Annotated in this window: 16 protein-coding genes; 9 read left to right on the top strand and 7 right to left on the bottom strand. The window is 64.0% G+C overall.

Features of this window, described 5'->3' with window-relative positions; translation table 11 throughout:
* Positions 1 to 81: 81 nt before the first annotated feature.
* On the bottom strand, positions 82 to 288 hold the full coding sequence (locus NKJ77_RS26370) for a DUF1674 domain-containing protein (RefSeq protein WP_023698248.1): 207 nt from the start codon (positions 286 to 288) through the stop codon (positions 82 to 84).
* A 105-nt stretch (positions 289 to 393) separates the two neighbouring features.
* Here NKJ77_RS26370 and htpX point away from each other — a divergent pair, with 105 nt between their 5' ends.
* A complete protein-coding gene (gene htpX, locus NKJ77_RS26365) occupies positions 394 to 1,419 on the top strand; it encodes a zinc metalloprotease HtpX (protein ID WP_023755504.1) in 1,026 nt (341 codons plus the stop codon).
* Positions 1,410 to 2,795: an RsmB/NOP family class I SAM-dependent RNA methyltransferase gene (locus NKJ77_RS26360; RefSeq protein WP_502902094.1), complete on the top strand. Its 1,386-nt coding sequence runs from the start codon at positions 1,410 to 1,412 to the stop codon at positions 2,793 to 2,795. The genes htpX and NKJ77_RS26360 overlap by 10 nt, the downstream gene beginning before the upstream one ends.
* Positions 2,796 to 2,814: 19 nt before the next feature.
* On the opposite strand, the gene NKJ77_RS26355 is transcribed toward NKJ77_RS26360, so the two are convergent.
* Entirely contained in the window at positions 2,815 to 3,753 is a 939-nt protein-coding gene (locus NKJ77_RS26355) for a phytanoyl-CoA dioxygenase family protein (RefSeq protein ID WP_023742198.1), read from the bottom strand.
* A 78-nt stretch (positions 3,754 to 3,831) separates the two neighbouring features.
* Here NKJ77_RS26355 and NKJ77_RS26350 point away from each other — a divergent pair, with 78 nt between their 5' ends.
* From NKJ77_RS26350 to purH, 3 genes are all read left to right on the top strand, one after another.
* On the top strand, positions 3,832 to 4,686 hold the full coding sequence (locus NKJ77_RS26350; RefSeq protein WP_023835206.1) for a helix-turn-helix transcriptional regulator: 855 nt from the start codon (positions 3,832 to 3,834) through the stop codon (positions 4,684 to 4,686).
* Positions 4,687 to 4,903: 217 nt separating this feature from the next.
* The gene (locus tag NKJ77_RS26345) at positions 4,904 to 6,628 is read left to right on the top strand and encodes a heparinase II/III family protein (RefSeq protein ID WP_023831805.1); all 1,725 of its coding nucleotides are present in this window, start codon (positions 4,904 to 4,906) and stop codon (positions 6,626 to 6,628) included.
* Between the two features lie 106 nt (positions 6,629 to 6,734).
* Positions 6,735 to 8,351 (top strand): bifunctional phosphoribosylaminoimidazolecarboxamide formyltransferase/IMP cyclohydrolase, encoded by a 1,617-nt coding sequence (purH, locus tag NKJ77_RS26340; protein ID WP_023831806.1) that lies wholly within the window; start codon positions 6,735 to 6,737, stop codon positions 8,349 to 8,351.
* A 44-nt stretch (positions 8,352 to 8,395) separates the two neighbouring features.
* Here the strand turns inward: purH and NKJ77_RS26335 are convergent, their stop codons facing one another.
* Both NKJ77_RS26335 and NKJ77_RS26330 read right to left on the bottom strand, forming a co-directional pair.
* The gene (locus NKJ77_RS26335; RefSeq protein WP_023831807.1) at positions 8,396 to 9,775 is read right to left on the bottom strand and encodes an MFS transporter; all 1,380 of its coding nucleotides are present in this window, start codon (positions 9,773 to 9,775) and stop codon (positions 8,396 to 8,398) included.
* A 264-nt stretch (positions 9,776 to 10,039) separates the two neighbouring features.
* The gene (locus NKJ77_RS26330) at positions 10,040 to 14,830 is read right to left on the bottom strand and encodes an NAD-glutamate dehydrogenase (RefSeq protein ID WP_023831808.1); all 4,791 of its coding nucleotides are present in this window, start codon (positions 14,828 to 14,830) and stop codon (positions 10,040 to 10,042) included.
* 131 nt (positions 14,831 to 14,961) lie between these two features.
* Between NKJ77_RS26330 and NKJ77_RS26325 the strand changes: the two genes are divergently transcribed.
* Positions 14,962 to 15,525 (top strand): peroxidase-related enzyme, encoded by a 564-nt coding sequence (locus tag NKJ77_RS26325; RefSeq protein ID WP_023681420.1) that lies wholly within the window; start codon positions 14,962 to 14,964, stop codon positions 15,523 to 15,525.
* Positions 15,526 to 15,993: 468 nt separating this feature from the next.
* Here the strand turns inward: NKJ77_RS26325 and NKJ77_RS26320 are convergent, their stop codons facing one another.
* On the bottom strand, positions 15,994 to 16,608 hold the full coding sequence (locus NKJ77_RS26320) for a LysE family translocator (RefSeq protein WP_023831809.1): 615 nt from the start codon (positions 16,606 to 16,608) through the stop codon (positions 15,994 to 15,996).
* A gap of 140 nt (positions 16,609 to 16,748) precedes the next feature.
* Between NKJ77_RS26320 and NKJ77_RS26315 the strand changes: the two genes are divergently transcribed.
* Positions 16,749 to 17,783: an L-idonate 5-dehydrogenase gene (locus tag NKJ77_RS26315; protein WP_023831810.1), complete on the top strand. Its 1,035-nt coding sequence runs from the start codon at positions 16,749 to 16,751 to the stop codon at positions 17,781 to 17,783.
* Between the two features lie 339 nt (positions 17,784 to 18,122).
* Positions 18,123 to 18,746 (top strand): DUF1062 domain-containing protein, encoded by a 624-nt coding sequence (locus NKJ77_RS26310; RefSeq protein WP_023831811.1) that lies wholly within the window; start codon positions 18,123 to 18,125, stop codon positions 18,744 to 18,746.
* A 55-nt stretch (positions 18,747 to 18,801) separates the two neighbouring features.
* Here NKJ77_RS26310 and typA read toward each other — a convergent pair whose 3' ends face one another.
* Positions 18,802 to 20,631, bottom strand: coding sequence for a translational GTPase TypA (gene typA / locus NKJ77_RS26305; protein ID WP_023681424.1), 1,830 nt, complete (start codon positions 20,629 to 20,631; stop codon positions 18,802 to 18,804).
* Positions 20,632 to 20,828: 197 nt separating this feature from the next.
* Here typA and NKJ77_RS26300 point away from each other — a divergent pair, with 197 nt between their 5' ends.
* On the top strand, positions 20,829 to 21,107 hold the full coding sequence (locus NKJ77_RS26300; protein ID WP_023753187.1) for a hypothetical protein: 279 nt from the start codon (positions 20,829 to 20,831) through the stop codon (positions 21,105 to 21,107).
* Positions 21,108 to 21,154: 47 nt separating this feature from the next.
* On the opposite strand, the gene NKJ77_RS26295 is transcribed toward NKJ77_RS26300, so the two are convergent.
* Complete coding sequence (locus NKJ77_RS26295) at positions 21,155 to 22,729, bottom strand: alkaline phosphatase D family protein (protein WP_023831812.1); 1,575 nt, start codon at positions 22,727 to 22,729, stop codon at positions 21,155 to 21,157.
* Positions 22,730 to 22,949: the final 220 nt, after the last annotated feature.

Here is a 22,949-nt window from a genome sequence, read left to right as displayed (position 1 = left end):
CCATCGCGGTCTCCTTTCAACCGCAATGAATCACGAACTCAAATCAATGGGAATCCTGAATCCCTTAAATCGCGACACGCTTTAGAAATCGCTAGCCAGTCCCTTCACTTCCCAGTCGCCGTAGCGGCCGGGTTCCTTGCCGCCGCGGCCGCCGATTTCCTTCGGCAACGCAGCTTCCTTCTGGCGATACGCTTCACGCCGCGCCTCGGCTTCAGCCAGCGCCCGGCTGGCCGCCGGCGTCAGGTCCTTCTCCCGGTCGGCATCAGGTTTGCTGGGTTGGTCGGTCATGCGATAGTCCGGGCGGATTGAAACGAAGGGCGGCGTTTCCCATCATATAGCCATGAGTTCACCCCGATCGACCTTTTTTTGCCACGGCCGCACAGGGAGCAGATGATGAGCACGCTACGCACCACCATGCTCCTGGCCGCGATGACGGCGCTGTTCATGGGCGTCGGTTTTCTGATCGGCGGCACCGGCGGCATGATGATCGCCTTCCTGGTCGCCGCGGGCACCAATCTGTTCAGCTACTGGAATGCCGACAAGATGGTGCTGTCGATGAACCACGCCGTCGAGGTCAACGCGAAGAACGCGCCCGAATTCCACGCCATCGTCGAGGCGTTGGCCAAGCAGGCCGGCCTGCCGATGCCCAAGACTTATCTGATCGACAATCCGCAGCCGAACGCCTTCGCCACCGGCCGCAATCCCGAGAACGCCGCGGTCGCGGCCTCGACCGGGCTGCTGGAGCGCCTGTCGCATGAGGAGGTGGCGGCAGTCATGGCGCATGAGCTGGCCCACATCCAGCATCGAGACACGCTGACCATGACCATTGTCGCGACACTCGCCGGCGCCATCTCGATGCTCGGCAATTTCGCCTTCTTCTTCGGCGGCAGCCGCGACAACAACAACCCGTTCGGCTTTGTCGGCGTGCTGGTGGCGATGCTGGTCGCGCCCTTCGCCGCCATGATCGTGCAGATGGCGGTCAGCCGCACCCGCGAATACGAAGCCGACCGGCGCGGCGCCGAAATCGTTGGAAATCCGCTTTGGCTGGCATCAGCGCTTGACAAGATCGCCCGCGGCGCCGAACGCATCCGCAACCCGGATGCCGAACGCAATCCCGCGACCGCGCATCTCTTCATCATCAATCCCCTTCACGGCGAGCGAATGGACAGCCTGTTTTCGACCCACCCGAACACCGACAACCGCATCGCCGCGCTGCAGGCGATGGCGCGCGACATGGCAGGCCGCCAGCCGGCGCCGCGCCAGGCGCCGACGCCAGAGCAAACAGAAGAATTCCCGGCCGATGTCGAGCAAGGCCCGTGGGGCAAGGCAGCACAACCCACGCCGCCGACCAAACCGGCCAAGCCGAAAGCCAATCCGTGGGGCCGCAACCCGACCGGACCCAAAGGTCCGTGGTCGTGAGCGGCGCCAGACCCCGGCCCGCACATTCAGGCGTTCGCGAAAACAGCTCGGACGAATTCGTCGCCGGCCTCGCCGCGCGCAAGGCAGCGGCGCGGCTCCTGGCCGCCGTTATCGACGCCAAAACGCCGCTCGACGGGCTGACGGACCACGAGAACGGCCATCCGCAATACAAGGTGCTCGACCTGCGCGACCGCGGCCTGGTGCGCGCCATACTGGTGACCGCGCTGCGCTACCGCATGACCATTGCCGGGCTCCTCGCCCGCCGCCTTGAAAAGCCGCTGCCGCCCAACGCCACAGCTTTGTCGCACATCCTGCATGTTGCGGCGGCGCAGATCCTGTTCCTCGACATCCCCGACAGCGCCGCCGTCGATTTGGCTGTGACCCACGCCAAGTCGGACCCACGCACGCAGCGCTTTTCCGGCCTCGTTAATGGCGTGCTGCGCACTTTGGTGCGCGCCAAGGAGACCGAACTGCCGGCAGCTCTTGCCGCCACCGACGAGGCGCCAAAATGGTTCTCCGACCGGCTGAAGGCCGCCTATGGCGCCGAGATGACCAGACAGATCCTGGCGGCGCATCGCGTTGAGGCGCCGGTCGATTTCACGGTCAAGGCCGATCCCGAATTGTGGGCCGAAAAGTTCGGCGGCATCGTGCTGCCGACCGGCACGGTGCGAGTGGAAAAGCTCAGCGCCTCCGTCACCGAACTGCCGGGCTTCAGCGAAGGCGCATGGTGGGTCCAGGACGCCGCCGCCAGTTTTCCGGCGCGGCTGTTCGGCGATGTCAAAGGATTACGCGTCGCCGACCTCTGCGCCGCCCCCGGCGGCAAGACCGCTCAGCTTATCCTTGCCGGCGCCAAAGTCACCGCCTTGGACACCTCGAAGAACCGGCTGGCGCGGCTGACGCAGAACCTCGAACGGCTTGGGCTGTCCGCCGAGATCGTGCAGGCCGATCTGCTGAAATACCAGCCGGCGGAGCTTTTCGACGCCATCCTGCTCGACGCGCCCTGCTCTTCCACCGGCACGGTTCGGCGCCACCCGGACGTGCCATGGACCAAGACGGTAGCCGACGTCGAAAAGCTAGCCGATCTGCAAGCAAAGCTGCTCGCCCGCGCCGTCACTTTGGTCAAACCGGGCGGCCGGATTGTTTTTTCCAACTGTTCGCTGGACCCGATCGAAGGCGAGGATCTGTATCGCGCCTTTCTGGCCGGCAACAAGACCGTCGCCGACGATCCGCTGCAGCCCGGCGAAATCGCTGGCATCGACGCCTTCCTGACCCCGCAAGGCACGCTGCGCACCACACCCGCCGATCTTGACCTTGGTTCGCCAGGGGTTTCCGGCCTGGACGGCTTCTTCGCCGCCCGCATGCGACGTCTGGCCTGACTCCGACGCGACGACATGCCTAAAGCATGTCGTCCAAGGACCAGTGCTTCCCCCACCTTGCATCGATCTCATCATCGACATTCTGGTAGCGGATATCGGTGGAGAGCCGGATACGCCCCTCCGCACTCTGGTTGGTTGTCGAGGCGTGGATCATGTAGGGCGAGTGGAGGACGACATCGCCGGCCTCGAAATCCGCGATCAGCCAGCGTGTATCGAACCGCTCCGCCATGTCGGGCAGGTCCTTCGACACCCAGCCGCCCTCGCTCATGTTCCGGTTGTAGGCGCTGATGCGCTCCTGCGGGCTCAGCCCGGCATTGTCCCTAGCGAACCGGGCCTCCATGTCGAGGCCGATGGCGTGCGATCCCTCGAGATAGACCAAGCCGCCCATGTCGACGGGAACGTCGCCGATCGGGATCCAGGCAGTGACGATGCGGCTGGTGCCGCCGCGCAGATAGACGAGATCGTAATGCGCCGGCGTCGCCACTGTGGTGCCCGGTTGGGTGAAACGCATGATCTTGCGCTTGTGCAAATAGGACAGCCCGCCGACGAACGCATCCATCAGCCGCGCCATCAGGGGCTGTGCGCAGAACCCTTCATAGGCGGTGGAGCGAACCAGCGCCATCAACCGGCGATCGGCGAGCTGACGGTCGAACGTGCCGGCGGCCGCCGCCAGGCCAAGCGCGGGATCGGACCCGGGCTGCAGCAAGCCGGTGTCGGCCAGATATGAAAACACCCAGCCGCGAAAATCGATGACGTCGCGGCGCGGCAGCATACTTTTCAGCCAGACATAGCCTTGCTCGGCAAGGAGGCCGCGAATGGCATCGATGCCGACCCCGGCGTCGGTTGGCACGAGATGACCCAACCGGTTCGGCGCCATCGATAATGTCTTGCCGTTGGCGTTCAGATCGATTGACGCAACAGGAATCCGTCGTTGCGTGCCACCTGTTGAGCTTGACATTTCAGCCACCTGCGATTTTCCATCCTTAGCTGGAAATGTCATACTGTTCGCACACTCGCCCATGGACAGAACGAAGCCATGGACTTTTCGCTCATGAACGATCTCTCTTACGCACTCTACAGATCCGCACCGGCCGCGGCCGGCGGCCTGTCGGTTACAGGGATTGGTCGGCATCGCGTCACTCAGGCGATCCAAGCGCGCAAATTGCCGGAATTCGCCGTGGTGCTGATTGAGAACGGTCAAGGCTGGCTTGAAACCAGGACTGCCGGCATGCAGACGATCCAAGCGCCGGCCCTGTTCTGGCTGCTTCCCGGGAGAATGCATTCCTACGGGCCGGACGCATCGGGCTGGCTCGAACGCTGGGCGCTCTTCGACGGGGCCTTGATACGCGATTTCACCCGGCTGCGGCTGATCGCCGAGGACGCCCCTGTCGTCCCCTTGCGCGACCTCGGCAAAATGCAGCGGCTGTTCGACAGGCTGCACGGTGAGCTGTCGCTCGATACGATGCTGAGCCAGGCAGAAGCCGCCGCCACGATGCATCGCATCGTCGTGCGTGCTGCCCGCCAGGCAATGGATTGGAACAACCGTCAACGAAATCCCGGCTTCCAGCATGCCGACATGCAGCCCATCATCGACGAATTGCGCCGCTGCGCGTGCGACCCGGTGGATCTCGATGCCTTCGCCGCGAAATTCTCGATGTCGCCGGCAACCTTGCGGCGCAGATTTGCGCGGGCAGCCGGCATGTCGCCCAAGGCCTTCCAACTGCGCACGAGGCTCGACCGCGCCAAACAGATGCTGGCCGCCTCCGATTCGCCCATCGAGTCCATTGCGGCCGCCGTCGGCATCCACGACGCCTTCTATTTCTCCCGTCTGTTTCGCGACCGCGAAAACTGTTCGCCCAGCGAATTTCGGTCTCGCCACAACCGCAAGTGAGTGCCGGATTGCCGGGCTTAAGCCCGCGAAGCGCTTGACTTTTTTCGGGGTGGGTCGGTGGCCGGCAGCGTGAGGCGCTTCACGTCGGCGGAATTCGACTTCGCATAAGTTCTTGAATCATATAAGCTTGTGCTGGGGTACCGGAACATGATGCCGAAACCTGCGACGCGGTTTTCGGACGACAGCATGCTCTAGCTCCAGGCGACGAGGAGGGGTTTTGGCACTGGCTGCCGGCAGCACGACACGTCTGTGGACGCTTGTCGCTAAGGAGTTTTGGCGCAAGACGCGCCGGCGCCTTCGCGCAGGGCCAGTCTATCGCTGGCGCTATTCCGGGCGCACGCCCGAACGCGTCCTGATCGCACCGCCCGACCTCAGGCTCGCCGATCCGCAGATCGCGCTCGAGATTTATTATGGCCGCTATCCGCTGTCGGGACATCTGGTCGAGACCGGCGGCAAGTCACCATTCCAGATCGACGTCGCCAACCGCGGCTGGGTGAAGACGCTGCACGGTTTCCGTTGGCTGCGCCATATGCGCGCCGCCGGCACCGAGCTGGCCGCCGCCAATGCACGCGCGCTTGTCTCCGACTGGATCGCCATGCATGGCAACCAGATTTCCGGCATAGCCTGGGAGCCCGGCACCACCGCCAAGCGCGTCATTGCCTGGTTGCAACACTCCTCGGTTGTCCTACAAGGGGCCGAATTTCCGTTCTATCGCGCCTTCCTGAAATCGCTCGCCGTGCAGATCCGCTATCTCCGCTCGATGGCGCGCGAGATGCCGGACGGCAAGGACAGGCTGCGCGCTCGTATCGCGCTTGCCTTCGCCGCGCTGTCGCTGCCGGCGCCGGCCTCGGCACTGCGCGGCGCCACCCGCAACCTGGCGGAAGAACTCGAGCGGCAGATCCTTCCCGATGGCGGCCATATTTCGCGCAACCCGATGGCGGTGCTCGAACTGCTCGCCGATCTCCTGCCGCTGCGCCAGACCTATGCCAACCAGGCCGAAACGCCACCGGCCGCCCTGATGGGCGCCATCGACCGCATGCTGCCGGCGCTCCGTTTCTTCCGCCATCAGGATGGCAGCCTCGCCCGCTTCAACGGCATGGGCGCCACCATCCACGACCGTATAGCCACCATCTTGCGCCACGACGACACCGCCGGCGCGCCGCTGCTGCACGCGCCGCATTCCGGCTATGAGCGCCTGTCGATGGGCGGCGTGACGGTGATTGCCGATACCGGCCCGTCGCCGGCCGTCGATGTGTCCAACGCCGCGCATGCCGGGTGCCTGGCCTTCGAACTCTCGTCCGGTCGCCAGCATTATATCGTCAATGCCGGCATCGACACCTATGGCGCCGCCGAGTTCCGTCCGCTGGCCCGTGCCACCGCGGCGCATTCGACCGCCACCATCAACGACACCTCGTCAGCGCGGTTTTCCCATTCGCTGCGCGTCAACGACCTGCTCGGCTCACCCTTGCTCGGCGGCCCGCAGCATGTGCCTTGCAAGCGCATCGACCAGAAGGGCACGCAAGGCTTCATCGCCCGCCATGACGGCTATGTGCAGCGCTTCGGCTTCCTGCATGAGCGCGAGCTGAAACTGTCGAGCGAGGGCAATGTGCTCGCCGGCAGGGATCGCTTCCTCCGCCCGGGCGGTGCGGCGATCCGCAACAATGGCCGCGACTTCGTCGTGGTGCGCTTCCACATCCACCCTGACATCAACCTTTTGCAGGACGAGCATGACCGCCTGGTGCTGACCGCCGACCAGGCCGACACTTGGGTGTTCACCTGCACCGAAGTGGTGCCGGAGGTCGAGGAATCGATCTATTTCGCCGGCCTTGGCGGCCCGCGCCGCAGCCGCCAGATCGTGCTCGCCTTCAAGGCCTCGGAGATCGCCGAGGTGCATTGGCAGCTGACACGCACCGGCATCGCCGGCTATCCCGAGAACAGCTGAGCGTCGTTGCCGGCGCCGGCTTGATCGAGCTTCCGGCTTGATTTCCTGACCTCATGTGCTACGGCCCGACAACGCTCTCCAATCAGCCCTGAAAGGCCGCCAGCCCATGGCCGTCGCCGCCAAGAACATTCCGGCACCCGACCTCGTTCCGGTCCGCCGCGCCCTGCTTTCCGTCTTCGACAAGACCGGCCTGATCGACTTCGCCAGGGGTCTGGTGGCAGCCGGCGTCGAGCTGGTTTCGACCGGCGGCACGGCAAAGGCGATCGCCGAAGCTGGCCTTGCCGTGCGCGACGTTTCCGAACTGACCGGCTTTCCCGAGATCATGGACGGCCGCGTCAAGACGCTGCACCCGTCGGTGCATGGCGCGCTGCTCGGCGTGCGCGACGATCCCGAACACGCCAACGCGATGCACGATCACGGTATCGAGCCGATCGATCTGCTCGTCTCCAATCTCTACCCGTTCGAGGAGGTCCGCCGCTCCGGCGCCGACTATGCCGCTGTTGTCGAGAACATCGACATTGGCGGCCCGGCGATGATCCGCGCCTCGGCCAAGAACCATGCCTATGTCGCCATCGTCACCGATCCCGGCGATTATGCCTCGGTGCTGAACGCGCTGGAGATGAACATCGGCTCGCTGTCGCTGGATTTCCGCCAGAAGCTGGCGGCAAAGGCCTTTGCCCGCACCGCCAGCTACGACGCGGCGATCTCCGGCTGGTTCGCAGAAACGCTTGAGATCGAGCACCCGACCTGGCGCGCCTTCGGCGGCAGGCTGGAAAGTGTCATGCGCTACGGCGAGAATCCGCATCAGAGCGCCGGCTTCTACGTCAATGGCGACAAGCGGCCCGGGGTCGCCACGGCTCGCCAGTTGCAGGGCAAGCAGCTGTCCTACAACAACATCAACGACACCGATGCCGCCTTCGAGCTGGTCGGCGAGTTCGATCCGAACCGCTGTGCAGCGGTCGCCATCATCAAGCACGCCAATCCATGCGGCGTCGCCGAGGGCGCTTCACTGGCTGCTGCCTATGCGAGAGCGCTGGCCTGCGACCCGGTTTCGGCCTTTGGCGGTATCGTTGCCATGAACCGCATCCTCGATGCCGAAGCCGCGCAGGAGATCGTAAAAACCTTCACCGAGGTGATCATCGCGCCGGACGCGTCGGAGGACGCTGTCCGCATCATCGCCGCCAAAAAGAATTTGCGCCTGCTGGTCACCGGCGGTCTGTCCGATCCGCACGCCGGCGGCATCACAGTGAAATCCGTCGCCGGCGGCATGCTCGTCCAGGGCCGCGACAATGCGGTAGTCGACGATCTCGAGCTCAAGGTGGTGACCAGGCGCGCACCGACGGCGGCCGAGATGGCCGACCTCAAATTCGCTTTCCGCATCGCCAAGCACGTCAAGTCGAACGCCATCGTTTACGCCAAGGACGGCGCCACGGTCGGCATCGGCGCCGGCCAGATGAGCCGCGTCGATTCCTCGCGCATCGCCGCACGCAAGGCGCTCGACGCGGCGGAAGCAGCTGGCCTCGCGGAGCCGTTGACCAAGGGCTCGGTGGTCGCCTCCGACGCTTTCTTCCCTTTCGCCGACGGGCTCATATCCGCGATCGAAGCCGGCGCCACGGCGGTGATCCAGCCCGGCGGCTCGATGCGCGACGACGACGTTATCGCCGCTGCCGACGCGCATTGCATCGCCATGGTGTTTACCGGCGTGAGGCATTTCAGGCATTGAGCGCCTCTGCCTTTTCCCACAAGGGGAGAAGGAAAAGTGCGGCGCTATTCCACCGGCTGATCCGCCGGGTACGGCGTCCAGATCAATATCGCGATCCCAACGCCCAGGAACAGCACGATGGCCGCCATGCCGAGCCGCGCCGAGCCGCTGGCGAGCGTGATCGACGCCACCATGAACGGCGCCAGGAAACTCGTCGCCCTTCCGGCCAGCGCATAGATGCCGAAATAGCGGCCGGATTCGGCCGCGGTCACGCTGCGCGCCATGTAGGAGCGTGACGACGCCTGCACCGGTCCGAACGCCAGCCCTATCAGCAGGCCATAGAAAATGTAGGCCTTTTCCGCCGCCGTGCCGAACAGGCCGCCACTATCGGCTCCCGGCATCATCCAGGCGCCGAACAACGTGTAGCCTGGCCCGGTCGAAACGATGCCGATGGTGGCGATGCTGAGCAGGACGAGCGAAATCATCACGATGGTCTTGGAGCCAAGCGCGGTGTCCAGCCATGCGGCAACCAGGCAGCCGACGATGGCGACGACGTTGAGGATAATGCCGAACATGCCGATCTCGGTGATCGACCAGTGGAACATCGCTGCCGCAAAGGTGCCGCCCAAAGCGAGCAGCGCATTGACGCCGTCCTGATAAATCATGCGGGCGACAAGGAAGCGGAAGATGCCTTTGCGCCGGCGCACTTCAGTCAGCGTCGACTTCAGTTCCGACAGCCCCTCGCGCACCGCGGGCCCGATCGGAATCCCCTTGATGGCGTCCGGCGTAAAGAAGAACATCGGCAGGATGAACAGGAAATACCAGCCGGCCGACAGCGGCCCGGTGGCGCGCGCGTCCTCGCCGAGTTTCGGGTCGAGCCCAAAGAGCGGGTCGATGCCGATGATCGTCTTGCCGGTCTCCGGCGAACCCGCAAGACAGGCGACAACAAAGATCAGCGCGATCATGCCGCCGAGATAACCAAGTCCCCAGGCAATGTTGGAGACGTGGCCGATCTCGCTCTTCGGCACCAGGCGCGGCATCATCGAATCGTTGAACACGGTCGAGAATTCCGCCGCGACCGAAGCGAGAGAAAAGAACAGCACCACCAGGAAAAGGTTCGAGCCGGGAGCGGCGAACCATAGCAGGCAAAGGCTGATGATCTTGATCGAGGCGAAGAACGCAATCCACGGCTTGCGCGGCCCGGTCTGGTCGGCAACCGAGCCGAGCATGGGCGACAGCACGGCAATGACCAGGCCCGCAACAGCGATGCCGTAGCCCCAGGCCGCCTGGCCTGAGACCGGATCGCTCGCCATGCGCGAGACGAAATAAGGCCCGAAGATGAAGGTGGTGACGACGGTGAAAAACGGCTGCGCCGCCCAGTCGAAGAACATCCATCCCCAGATGCCGCGCCCGGATGCCCGCTGCACTGTTTCTACCGCCGCCATGATGATTCCCCCGGGACACCGCGCTTGTCGGATGCCATGTCTGCATGTTTCGAATGCTCATGCAAACCGCCAAAGATTCGCGCTGCCCCTCACCTGGATGTCGCCGCTGTCTACCTGCATAGAGACGCGAAGAAAGGCGCCGCGCCCCTACCTCCCCCTTGTGGGGAGGTCGGACCGAAGGTCCGGGTGGGGGTCGGTGCCGCACCCCCACCCCGCTGCTTCGCAGCGACCCTCCCCACAAGGGGGAGGGTAAAGTCCCGAGCCTCACATCCCCGTCAGATCGCTCATCAGCCCCGAAGCCACCGACAGCCTGGACACGGTGATATCCCCGCCTTCGGTCAGCGCCTGCAGCCGCTCGCGGATGCGCGCCACGCGCTCGCCTCCGGCTTCCAGCCAGGCCGCCACAGGATCCGCCGTCCCGGCATGGCCGGCGAGAGCCGCCACCGCAATGCCGCGCCGCGCCGCGCCGATCGTGTCGGTGGCGCGCGACAGCGCCAGCTGGTCGTAATAGTCCGACGGCGTGATTGAACGCGCCGCCTCTTCGACGCGCGGAATGCGGAAGGCATCGCTGACGGCGAAGAACGCCTTGGCCGAGGCGACGACGTCGGCATTGGCCGTGCGCGCCGTCAGTGCGATGTCGGGGATCAGTCCCGCCACATCGGCCATTGCCAGCTGCCCGGCGAGCTTTTCCGGGGCGCCGGCCTTGAACAGGCCATCCCGCCTCTCCTCGACCCGCTCGCGGGAGAAGGCCGGCAGCAGCGAGAGCAGCTTCGGCTCCAGCGCCATGCGCGCCTCTTGCAGTTCGGCAATGCGCTGGCCGAGCGCTGCGGTGCCGGCATCGTTCTTCAGGTACCAGCCGCTGGTCACGAAGATAAGCCGGCTGACGGACTGGTAGAGATCGAGCTGCGCCTGGCCGTCGATGTGGCTGTCCAGCGCATCGATCTCCCGATAGAGCGCCGGCAACGCGAAGCCGTCGCGCACCACGGCGAAGGTGCGCACCACGTCGGCCGCGCTGCGCCCCGTGGCTTCCTGCAGCCGGTTGACGAATGACGGTCCGCCGCGATTGACGAGATCGTTGGCGACGACGCGGGCGATGATTTCGCGGCGCAGCCGGTGGCCATGGATCTCGGCCGCATATTTCTTCGTCATCCGGTCAGGGAAATAGCCCATCAGGTCGCGGTCGAAATGCGCGTCGTCAGGCACGTCGCTGGCGACGATGTCGGAAAACAGCACGATCTTGGCATAGGCGAGCAGCACGCCAAGCTCCGCCCGGGTCAGCGGCTCGCCACGCGCCTCGCGCTCGGCAAGGGCGGCCGGCGACGGCAGCGTCTCGACAGCGCGGTCGAGCAGGCCCCGAGCCTCCAGCGCCGCCATGAACCGGCTCTGGTGCGCGATGTCGGCAAGGCCGCGCTTGCGGGCGATGGAAAGCGCCAGCGTCTGTTCGTAATTGTTGGACAGCACGAGGCCGGCGACCTCGTCGGTCATCTCGGCCAGCAGCTTGTTGCGCGCCGGCCGGGTCAGCGATCCCTTGCGCATGGCGGACGCCAGCGCGATCTTGATGTTGACCTCGACGTCGGAGCAGTTGACGCCGCCGGAATTGTCGATGGCATCGGAGTTGCAGCGACCGCCATTCATGCCGAATTCGATGCGGGCACGCTGCGTGACGCCGAGATTGGCGCCCTCACCGATCACTTTGGCCCGCACATCGAGCGCGGTGATGCGGATGGCGTCATTGGCGCGGTCGCCGACTTCGGCATTGGTTTCGCCCGAGGCCCGTAAATACGTGCCGATGCCGCCGAACCACAGAAGGTCGACGTTCGCCTTGAGGATGGCGGTCATGATCTCGGCCGGTGTCGCCGTGGTCTTGGCGAGACCAATCGCCGCCGCCGCTGCCGCAGGCAGCGTGATCGACTTCTGGCTGCGCGAGACGATGACGCCGCCTTCCGACAGCTTGGTCTTGTCATAGTCCTGCCAGGACGAACGCGGCAGCGCGAACATGCGCTCGCGCTCCGCCATCGACGCCACTCTGTCTGGATCGGGATCGATGAAGATGTCGCGATGGTCGAAGGCGGCGATCAGCCTGGTCTGCGGCGACAAGAGCATGCCGTTGCCGAACACGTCGCCCGACATGTCGCCGACGCCGACGACGGTGAAGGGGGTGGTCTGGATGTCGCGGTTGATCTCGCGGAAATGCCGCTTGACCGCTTCCCAGGCGCCCTTGGCGGTGATGCCCATCTTCTTGTGGTCGTAACCGGCCGAGCCGCCGCTGGCGAAGGCGTCGTCGAGCCAGAAGCCGTGGCTTTCGCTGATGGCGTTGGCGGTGTCGGAAAAGGTCGCCGTGCCCTTGTCGGCGGCGACGACGAAATAGGGATCGTCGGGGTCGCGCCTGACGACGCCGGCTGGGGGTATGACGCCATCGAGGCCGATATTGTCGGTGATCGACAGCAGGCTGGAAACGAAATTCTTGTAGGCCGAGGTGCCGGCCTCGAAGATGGCGTCGCGGCCGGCGCTCATCGGCAGCTTCTTCGGATAGAAGCCGCCCTTGGCGCCGACCGGCACGATGACGGCGTTCTTGACCTGCTGCGCCTTGACCAGGCCGAGCACCTCGGTGCGGTAATCCTGGGCGCGGTCCGACCAGCGCAGGCCGCCGCGCGCAACCGGGCCGAAGCGCAGATGCACGCCTTCGACCTCGGAACCGTAGACGAAGATCTCGCGCCACGGCCGCGGCGCCGGCAATCCTTCGACCGCTTGCGAGTCCAGCTTGATCGCCAGTGACTGGCCCCGCGCCTTCGTTCCCGCAACGAAATGATTGGTGCGCAACGAGGCTTCGATCAGGTTGAGATAGCGGCGGATGATGGTGTCGTCATCAATGTTAGGGACTTCCTCCAGCGCGTCCTTGATCTTGGCCTTGAGGTGCTTGGCGGCGATGACGCCTTCCGTCTCGGCGGTCGGGCCGAGACGAGCGACGAATAGTGCATGCAGGCCGCGCGCAATGTCGGGATAGCGGTTGAGCGCGGCCGCGATGAAATCCTGGCTCTGCGGGATACCGGCTTGCTGCAGGTAGCGGCCATAGGCGCGCAGAATGCTGACTTCGCCCGACCACAGGCCGGCGGTCTGGGCAAGCCCGTTATAGCTGTCATTGTCGATGTCGCCGCGCCAGACCGACAGGAACGCGTCCTCGAACAGCGCGCCGCCATCGCTGAGGTCGATCGGCTTGCCGTAGCTGTTCTCCAGCTCCATGTCGTGGACGAAGACGGTGTCGCCGCCGTCCTCGCCAACCTCGAAGGTGCGCTCGCTGATGACGCGGAAGCCGATGTTTTCCAGCACCGGCACGCGACGCGACAGCGCTACCGGGCTGCCGTGGTGGTAGATCTTCAGCGCTGCCTGATGCGGTTTCTGCTCGGCATGGCGGTAATAGTCGATGGCGATCGGGTTGGCGGTGCTGATGCCGGCGATGCGGCCCGCATCCTTCAGCGCGACGGCCGCGCTGAAGGAATCGCGATAGCTCTCAGGCAGACGCGTGGCGATCGCCTTCAGCGATGGATCGCCACCGACGGCTTCCGCGGCTTCGGCCAGCGCGTCGTCCCAGGTTCGCACGATATCGCGGATCGCCGCTTCGATCACCGCCTGCTCGACCTTCGGCGTCTTGCCGCCCGAGCGGCCGATGATGAAATGCACACGCGCCAGCCCGCCCTCCGGAAACGCCGGATAATAAGCCGACAAACGGCCCTCGAAGACGGTCTTGAGATAGGTGCCGATCTTCTCGCGCACGACGCTGTCATAGCGGTCGCGCGGCACGAAGACGAGGATCGAGACGAAGCGGTCGAACTGGTCGGCGCGCACCAGCGCCCGCACCCGCGGCCGCTCGACCAGGCCGAGAATGGCCGCGGCGTGCTTCTTCAGGATCGGCACCGGCACCTGGAACAGTTCGTCGCGCGGATAGCTCTCCAGAACGTTGATCAGTGCCTTGCCGGAATGGTCGTGCCGGTCGAAGCCGGACTTGGCGATGATGGTCTCGGCCTTTGACCTCAGATACGGGATTTTCATCACCGAGCGCGTGTAGGCAGTCGAGGTGAACAGGCCGACCATGCGCAACTCGCCGGCAAGCGTGCCCTTGGCGGTGTAGGTTTTGACGCCGATATAATCGAGATAAATGCGGCGGTGCACCAGCGACTTGGCGTTGGCCTTGGTAACGATCAGCGGCTCCGGCCCATGGAGGAAGGCGCGGATTTCGGGCGTCGTCGTCACCGCCTCGGTGCCGCGCCGGAGCACCAGCACATCCGGGTCGGCGAGGATGCCGAGACCGGGCTTGTCGGCGCGCTCCAGATTGCCGCTCTCCGCGCCGCCGGAATATTTGAACTCGCGCATGCCGAGGAAAGTGAAATTGTCGTCGCGCAGCCATTCAAGGAAGGCGATGGCCTCGGCAACGCTCTTCTTGTCGAGCGGCACGGCGGAATAGCGGAATTCGGAAATCGCCTGGTCGAGACGGGCGAGCATCGGCTTCCAGTCGCTGACGGCGGCGCGCACCTGGTTGAGCATCTTGCGCAGGCGGTCGGCCAGCGCGTCGGCCTGCTCCGCCGTCAGGCGCGGAATATGGACATGGACGACGCTCAGGCGGTCGTGATTGCCATCGTCCTTGAGGGCGCTGCCGTCGCCGAGGATCTCGTCGACGCCGGCCTTGCCGTGACGCACGACGATGACCGGATGGGTGACCAAAGTCGGTTCGCCGGCAGTTTCTGTGATCTCGCCGAGGATCGAATCGAACAGGAACGGCATGTTGTCGTTGACGACGGTGATGATCGTCATCGGGCGGCCCTCGCGGGAGACGCCCGACCCGGCATCGACGGCGACGACACTTTGGCCCTTTTTGTGGGCGGCGACCGCACGTCCTGCCAGGTCGGAGGCGCGCTCCAGGTCGGCGGCGTCATAGGCGGCGATGTCTTCGGCCGGCGCGCGGGCCAGCAAATAGTCGGCGAGCCTGGCCGGCTTCCCGTCGGGTTTCACCCCGGCAGTGGCTGTTTTCCTCGGCTTAGCTGCGGATTTCACGCTCGCCATGTTGTCCTCCCGTCACATGCTTTTACGACTATGGTAGCAGATGACCGCTGTTTGGCGACAAAGGTTTGACGGCTCGATAAGAATTGCAGGAATTCGACGGTCAGGCGCCGGTGAACCAGGAGGAAGACCCCATGTCCGGCAAAATCAGCGCACTTGACCTCGGTATCGCGGAGCTGAGCGAGGCGACAAAAGCCTATTTCGCCAAATGCGAGGAAAAGCTCGGCCTGGTTCCCAACGTGCTTCTTGCCTATGCCTTCGACGAGAAGAAGCTGCGCGCCTTTACCGACACCTACAATGATCTGATGCTGGGTGAATCCGGCCTGTCGAAGCTGGAGCGGGAGATGATCGCGGTCGTCGTCTCCTCGATCAACCATTGCTATTATTGCCTGACCGCGCATGGCGCGGCGGTGCGCCAGCTCTCCGGCGATCCGGCTCTCGGCGAGATGATGGTGATGAACTTCCGCGCTGCCAATCTTTCACCGAAACAGACGGCGATGCTCGAATTCGCCGTCAAGCTGACGGAAGAGCCGGCAAAGATCGTCGAGGCGGACAGGGAAGCACTGCGCAACGCCGGCTTCACCAACCGCGACATCTGGGACATCGCCTCGACCGCCGCCTTCTTCAACATGTCGAACCGCGTGGCGGCGGCCATCGACATGCGCCCGAACGACGAATACCACGCCATGGCGAGGTGACCAATGACGATAGATACGTCAGGCAAGTGGTGGGTTGGCAGCGAGCCCACTGACATCGGAGAATACTTGGAAGCCTATGGCGCCGACAACGCCGAGGTTCATGACTTCAGGCTCGCCGCTGCAAGTGCGGTTCCATCTCGTTTCTCCTCGATGCCGACGATGACGAGGGTGTGGCGCGACGAACGTGCACGGTCTGCGGATCCGAGCATCTTATCTGCGACAGTGCGGAATTTTGGGACGAACCCCAGCCGGAACGATGGGCGTGCACCGAGTGCGGCTCCGAAGCTGCAAACATCGGCGTCGGGTTTTCCATCTACCCGGAACGTGACGGCGTTCGCTGGCTGTATGTTGGCGTACGATGCGCGGCCTGTGGCGTTTTGGGATGCTTCGCCGGCTGGAAAGTTGGCACGTCTGATAGCATGGATCTATTGGACAAAGTCTAGCTTTGAGGTTCCCATAGAAAGGCGGTCAGGATCGCGCCGCGATGGCCCCGGCAGCGCCGGCCATCGTCGTGGCGCTGATGCGGTTGGCGATCTTCATCGCACGCTTGCTCTTCAACAGTTTGCGCGCCTGTGAGGCCGCGACGACCCAGGCGAGATCGAGGGCGATCAGAACCACCGCCATCGTCGCCGTCAGTTCGACCCAGCCGATGACACTCACCGAAGCGAGGTCGATGATCGTCGGCAGCAGCGCCAGATAGAACATCATGATCTTGGGATTGCCGAGCGTCACCGCCATGCCGGCAAAGAACAGCTTTGTCGCCGAATCCTCGCGCGGCATCTCGCCTTCTTTTGCGTCGACAGGTGCGGTCCACATCTTGAAGGCGAGATAGGCGAGGTAAGCGACGCCGATCCATTTCACGACGACGAAGGCGAAATGGAAGGTCTGCGCCACGACCGCCAGCCCAAACACCGCCAGCGACAGCCAGATGCCCTCGCCGATCCACATGGCGAGCAGGAAAGGGAACACGTCGCGAAAGCCTTTCGAGATGACGCGGGCAACAAGTGCGGCGATCGACGGGCCGGGGGAACCGGCAGCGACGAACAAGGCGGCGGCGAAGATCAGGAGCGAGGTGAGGTGCATGACGGAGCCTTCGAGCGTTGGATGGCGAAGAATATCCGATCGGCGTCAATTTGGCACCCTCTGCCTGATGGGCCAACGAACGCGACACATTTCGGAGATCGGACTTGCCCGTGCCAGCGGTTTGAGAAAGGATCGCGGCCGTGAAATCAATCGTCATCCACGCCGCAAAAGACCTGCGCATCGAAGAGACCGATTCGGGCGCGCCTGGCGCCGGACAGGTCGAAATATCGGTCGAGGCCGGCGGCATCTGCGGCTCGGACCTGCACTACTACAATCATGGCGGCTTCGGCGTGGTGCGCCTGCGCGAGCCGATGATCCTCGGACATGAGGTCGCTGGCACGGTGAAGGCACTTGGCGCCGGCGTTTCCAGCCTTGCCGTCGGCGACCGCGTTGCGATTTCGCCCAGCCGGCCCTGCAATGCGTGCCGGTACTGCCTGCAGGGCGTGCAGAACCAGTGCCTCAACATGCGCTTCTACGGCAGCGCCATGCCGATGCCGCATATACAGGGCGCCTTCCGCCAGCGCCTCGTCGCGGAGGCCTGGCAGTGCCACAAAATCGCCGACCATGTCTCCATCAACGAAGCCGCCTTTGCCGAGCCGTTCGCGGTAACGCTGCATGCCGTGAACCGCGCCGGTTCGCTGCTCGGCAAGCGGGTTCTGGTCACCGGCAGCGGGCCGATCGGCGCGCTGTGCATCCTGGCCGCGCGCGTCCACGGCGCGCGCGAGATCGTCGTCACCGATGTCATGGACGCGGTTCTGGCCAAGGCCAACGAGATCGGCGCCGACTGCACCATCAATGTCGCCACAGATGCCGACAAGCTCGCTGGCTACAATGTCGAGAAGGGCAGTTTCAACGTCATGTTCGAATGCTCCGGCAATGAGCGCGCGGTGCGAGCCGGGCTCGATGTGCTGAAGCCGCGCGGGGTGCTCGTGCAGCTCGGCCTAGGCGGCGACATGTCGCTGCCTCAGAATCTCATCGTCGCCAAGGAGATCGAAATGCGCGGCTCCTTCCGTTTCCACGACGAGTTCGCGCTGGCCGTCGATCTGATCAACAACCGTCGCGTCGACGTCAAGCCGCTGCTGACCGGCATCTATCCGATGGACGAGGCGGTTGCGGCTTTCGAGATCGCCGGCGACCGCAACAAATCGATGAAGGTACAGATCGCCTTCGCCTGAGCAGGGCGAGACACCCTATGAACCTTGCCCGCTCGGCATCTTGCCGCTAGAAGAACCGTCCCGACATTCATTTCGAGCTTCATTTTGCCTCAGTAACCGCCGGTCTCGCCAACTCCCTGATCACACTTGGCAGGGCGCCGCATTAAGCGGTGCCTGCTCCATTTCACGTGTTCCTCAGGCGGCGGTTCGAGACCGGTTTGGCACCGCTGAACCGTTGTCGCGCGCTTTGCCGCCCGTGACAGCTGATTTCCGACATAGCTAGCTCTCGCCACGCCGTGCCCGCATGGGCATCTCGCCATTGCCGACCTGAAGAACTTCCACACTGGAAGGTCTTCCGGCTTGTCCCAACATCTCGCTATCCGCTGGGCAATCGCGCCCGAAATCGCACCTCGACCCCTGATCCACTGCAACCGCTGCGGCGCCGTGAAAGCCTATCGCTGCAGCGACAAATTCCGCGTCAACGCCAATGGCAAACGCATTGATGTCTGGCTGATCTATCGCTGCATCGACTGCGACAATTCGTGGAATTTCGGCATTTTCGAACGCTGCAACCGCCGCGACATCGAACCGACGCTGCTGACCGCTCTCGAAAGCAACGACCCGACACTCGCCCGCCACCATGCCTTCGATGTCGTGGCGTTGCGAAACCGGGTCGGACGCGTCGAGGAATTTTCGGATGTCGCGGTTCAAAAGCGAAGCCTCGGCGAGAGGGGCGCAACGACGCTTGAAATCAGGCTTGGGCTGGAAATGCCGACATCGCTGCGGCTCGACCGTCTGCTCGCCGGCGAACTCGGCATCTCCCGATCAAGGCTTCAGGCGCTGGAGGAGAAACGATTGCTGGTTTTTGTTCCCGAAGGCGCCAGAGCTTTGCGCAAGCCGGCCCGCGACGGCACGGCGATTCGCATTGACCTGGCCGACGAGCCGGATCGTGAAGCCATCATTTCGGCTGCCGTGGGTGAATGACAAGAGGGGCGAAGCACCGGTGCTTCGCCCCTCTCGAATTTAGACAATCAGACGATTACGCCGCGCCCACAACCTTGGCCGACTTCTCGAAGCGCTTGCGCTCGTTCGGGTCGAGATAGAGCTTGCGCAGGCGGATGGTCTTCGGCGTCACCTCGACCAGCTCGTCGTCCTGGATCCAGGCCAGCGCGCGCTCCAGCGTCATGCGGATCGGCGGCGTCAGCTTGACCGCCTCATCCTTGCCGGCGGCGCGGATGTTGGTCAGCTTCTTGCCCTTCAGCACGTTCACTTCGAGGTCGTTGTCACGGCTATGGATGCCGATGATCATGCCCTGATAGACCTTGACGCCCGGGTCGATGACCATCGGGCCGCGGTCTTCGAGGTTCCACATGGCATAGGCCACTGCCTCGCCCTGTTCGTTGGAGATCAGCACGCCGTTGGTGCGGCCCGGCAGCTCGCCCTTGTAGGGCTGGTAGGCGTGGAACAGGCGATTCATCACGGCGGTGCCGCGCGTGTCGGTCAACAGTTCCGACTGGTAACCGATCAGGCCGCGTGTCGGCGCGTGGAAGACGATGCGCTGGCGGTTGCCGCCGGAGGGGCGCAGCTCGACCATCTCGGCCTTGCGCTCCGACATCTTCTGCACGACGATGCCGGCATGCTCCTCGTCGACGTCGATGACGACTTCCTCGACCGGCTCCAACAATTCACCGTTCTCGCCCTTCTGCATGACGACGCGCGGACGCGACACGGCGATTTCAAAGCCTTCGCGGCGCATCGTCTCGATCAGCACGGCCAGCTGCAATTCGCCGCGGCCGGAAACGAAGAACGAATCCTTGTCGGGCGATTCCTCGATCTTGAGCGCGACATTGCCTTCGGCTTCGCGCAGCAGGCGGTCGCGGATGACGCGGCTGGTCACCTTGTCGCCTTCAGTGCCGGCGAGCGGCGAATCGTTGACCAGGAAAGACATGGTCACGGTTGGCGGATCGATCGGTTGCGCATGCAACGCCTCGGTCACCGCCAGGTCGCAGAACGTGTCGGCGACGGTGCCTTTGGACAGGCCGGCAATGGCGACGATGTCACCCGCCTGCGCCTCTTCGATCGGCTGGCGCTCAAGGCCACGGAACGCGAGGATCTTGGAGATGCGCCCGGTTTCTATCTGCGTGCCGTCATGGTGGAGCACCTTGACCGCCTGGTTGGACTTCAGCGTGCCGCTCTCGATACGGCCGGTAATGATGCGGCCGAGGAAGGGATTGGCTTCCAGGATGGTGCCGATCATGCGGAACGGGCCGGGATGAACGGTCGGCTCCGGCACATGCTTGATGACGAGGTCGAACAGCGGCGCCAGGCCCTGGTCCTTCGGGCCTTCCGGATTTTCCGAGACCCAGCCATCGCGGCCAGAACCGTAGAGGATCGGGAAGTCGAGCTGCTCGTCAGTGGCGTCAAGCGCTGCAAACAGGTCGAACACCTCGTTGACCACTTCGACGTGGCGGGCGTCCGGACGGTCGATCTTGTTGATGACGACGATCGGCTTCAGGCCGACCTTGAGCGCCTTGCCGACGACGAACTTGGTCTGCGGCATCGGGCCTTCGGCCGCGTCGACCAGCACGATCGCCGAATCCACCATCGACAGGATGCGCTCGACCTCACCTCCGAAATCGGCGTGGCCGGGGGTGTCTACGATGTTGATGCGGGTGTCCTTCCAGTCGACCGAGGTCGCCTTGGCCAGGATGGTGATGCCGCGTTCCTTTTCGAGGTCGTTGGAATCCATGGCGCGCTCGGCGACGCGCTGATTGTCGCGGAAGGAACCGGATTGCCGCAGCAATTGGTCGACGAGGGTGGTTTTTCCATGGTCGACGTGCGCGATGATCGCGATATTACGAATTTTCATTTTGTGGTCTCGGGAGCGTTGCAGGCAGCAGGCCAAAGGGCGCCGCCTCTTTCGGTTGCGCGGCTCATACAGGGTTTTTCGCAATTGCGAAAGAGGAGGCGCACCACCAAATACTCATCAAATCTTAAGCATCTCGGTGTGAGATGGTTTTGTTAACCAAGGCGGGAACCTTTCTGGGCCCGGGTAGTTCGAAATTCATGACCGACAAACTCAATCGATTTTGGCCCCTCATCGCTTCGGTCGCATTCGCTGCCGTGCTGGCGGCCAATGCCGCTCAATCGGCCGCCACGGTGAAGGAAGCCAATCCGGCTTCGTCGTCCGACCGGACGGCCGAGCAGATGTTTGCCGACGCCCCTGATGGCGTCGACCCCGTGGTCACCGGCCCGGTCAGCGCCTCTTTCAAGCAGAGGCAGCAGGTTGCAGGCTGCGACAGCGCGGTGTGGCCGAAGATTCCGACGGTTTGCTACCCGGACTGACGGCTGCCCATTCCAGGCATAGCGATCCTTCGCACCGACCCAAAGGCTTACGCCGACCGCACCGGATCGAGCGTCACCTTGTAAAGCTTGATGTCGTCGCGATCCATCAGCCGCACGGTCAGCTGCTCTGTCGCCCCTGAAATGTCCACCAGGCCAAAGAACTGCAGGCCGGCCGAGGGTGGCAGGTTCTGGCCCTGTTCGGTGGTCGGCGCCTTGATGAATTTCAGCTCCGGGCCGAAGGTCATGTCGAAATCATTGGGACCGAAGGTACCGGCGTGGATCGGGCCCGAGACGAATTCCCAGAAAGGATTGAAATCCTGGAACCGCGCCTTGTCGGGGTTGTAATAGTGCGCCGCCGTGTAGTGGACATCGGCGGTCAACCAGACCGTGTTGGTGATGCCGGCAGTCTTGATGTAGCGCAACAGGTCGGCGATCTCGAGCTCGCGGCCTTTGGGCAGGCCATTGTCGCCATTGCTGATGGCTTCCGCGCCGACCTTCTTGGCGCCGTCGTCCCAGACGACGAGGCCGAGCGGCATGTCGGCGGCAATGATCTTCCAGGTCGCCCTGGAATTCGTCAGCTCGCGCTTCAGCCATTTCGTCTGCTGTTCGCCCAGCATGCGTGACTGCGGCGTCATGTCCTCCTGCATGTCGGGGCCGTTCGGGCCGCGATAGGAGCGCATGTCGAGGAAGAACACGTCGAGCAGCGGCCCATGCGCGATCTTGCGGTAGACGCGGCCGGGCTCGGACGGCTCGTAGCGGATCGTCGTCATCTCATGGAAGGCGCGCGCCGCACGCGCCGCGAGCACATGGACGGATTTTTCGGTGTAGCGGCTGTCGGCGCCGAGATTCTTCGAATCCGACCAGTTGTTCAGCACCTCGTGATCGTCCCACTGGTAGAAGGTCGGGCAGATGGCGCTCAAGGCCAGAACGTTTTTGTCCATCATGTTGTATTTCCACTGGTCGCGGTACTCATCCAGCGTCTCGGCCACCTTGCGCTTGCCGTCGATCAGGACGACGTTTTTCCACTTGCCGCCGCCAGGCAGGTCTACCTCGTCCTTCATGGCGCCATCGGCATAGATGGTGTCGCCGGAATGCAGGAAGAAATCCGGCGTGTGCCTGGCGATGGTGGCGTAGGTTTTCATGCCGGTCTCATCGATTCCCCAGCCCTGGCCGGCCGTGTCGCCCGACCATGCGAATCTTATGTCGCGCTTCGAGGCGGGTGCTGTGCGGAAACGGCCGACGATCGGTTCGGAAACGGCGTTGATATCCGACAGGTCGGCGGCAGTCATCCGGTAGAAGATATCCTGGTCGGAGGCGAGGTCGGTGAGCAGGCGCTTGACCGTGAAGTCGCTGGCCGGCGAGGTATCGAGCGGCGCCAGCCGCGTCGCATTGGCGAAGTTTTCCGTCGACGACACTTCGAACATGACGCGCGAAGGCCGGTCGGTGCGCGTCCACACCATGCCGCTCGAGGCATCGACATCGCCGGACTGGACGCCATGGGTGAAGGCCGGGCGCTGGCTGGCGCGCGAATAATAGGGCAAAGCGAGCCCCGATGCGCCGAGCAGACCGGCGGCGCTGGCAGAGGTGACGAGAGCGCGGCGGGTCAACGAGATCTTGTTCATGGCTGTCTCCTGATGGCTTCGAACGGTGCCAGCAAGCTCCAGCTTCAATGTTTCAGCCACATCTCGGGAAGATGAAACTTTGATAACAATCGACAGGTGATCTCCGCCCTTGAGGGGGGAGATGTCGCCGAAGGCGACAGAAGGGGGTCGCCTCGCTTGGAGCGCCGACCTCCTATGCGCAAGAGGCTGAGTCCGGTCGCACGGACCCCCTCTGGCCGCT

This window comes from Mesorhizobium sp. M0052 (assembly GCF_040323255.1).
Taxonomy (GTDB): domain Bacteria; phylum Pseudomonadota; class Alphaproteobacteria; order Rhizobiales; family Rhizobiaceae; genus Mesorhizobium.
The sequence above is the reverse complement of the archived record's forward strand: the minus strand, read 5'-3'. Positions and strand labels throughout refer to the sequence as shown.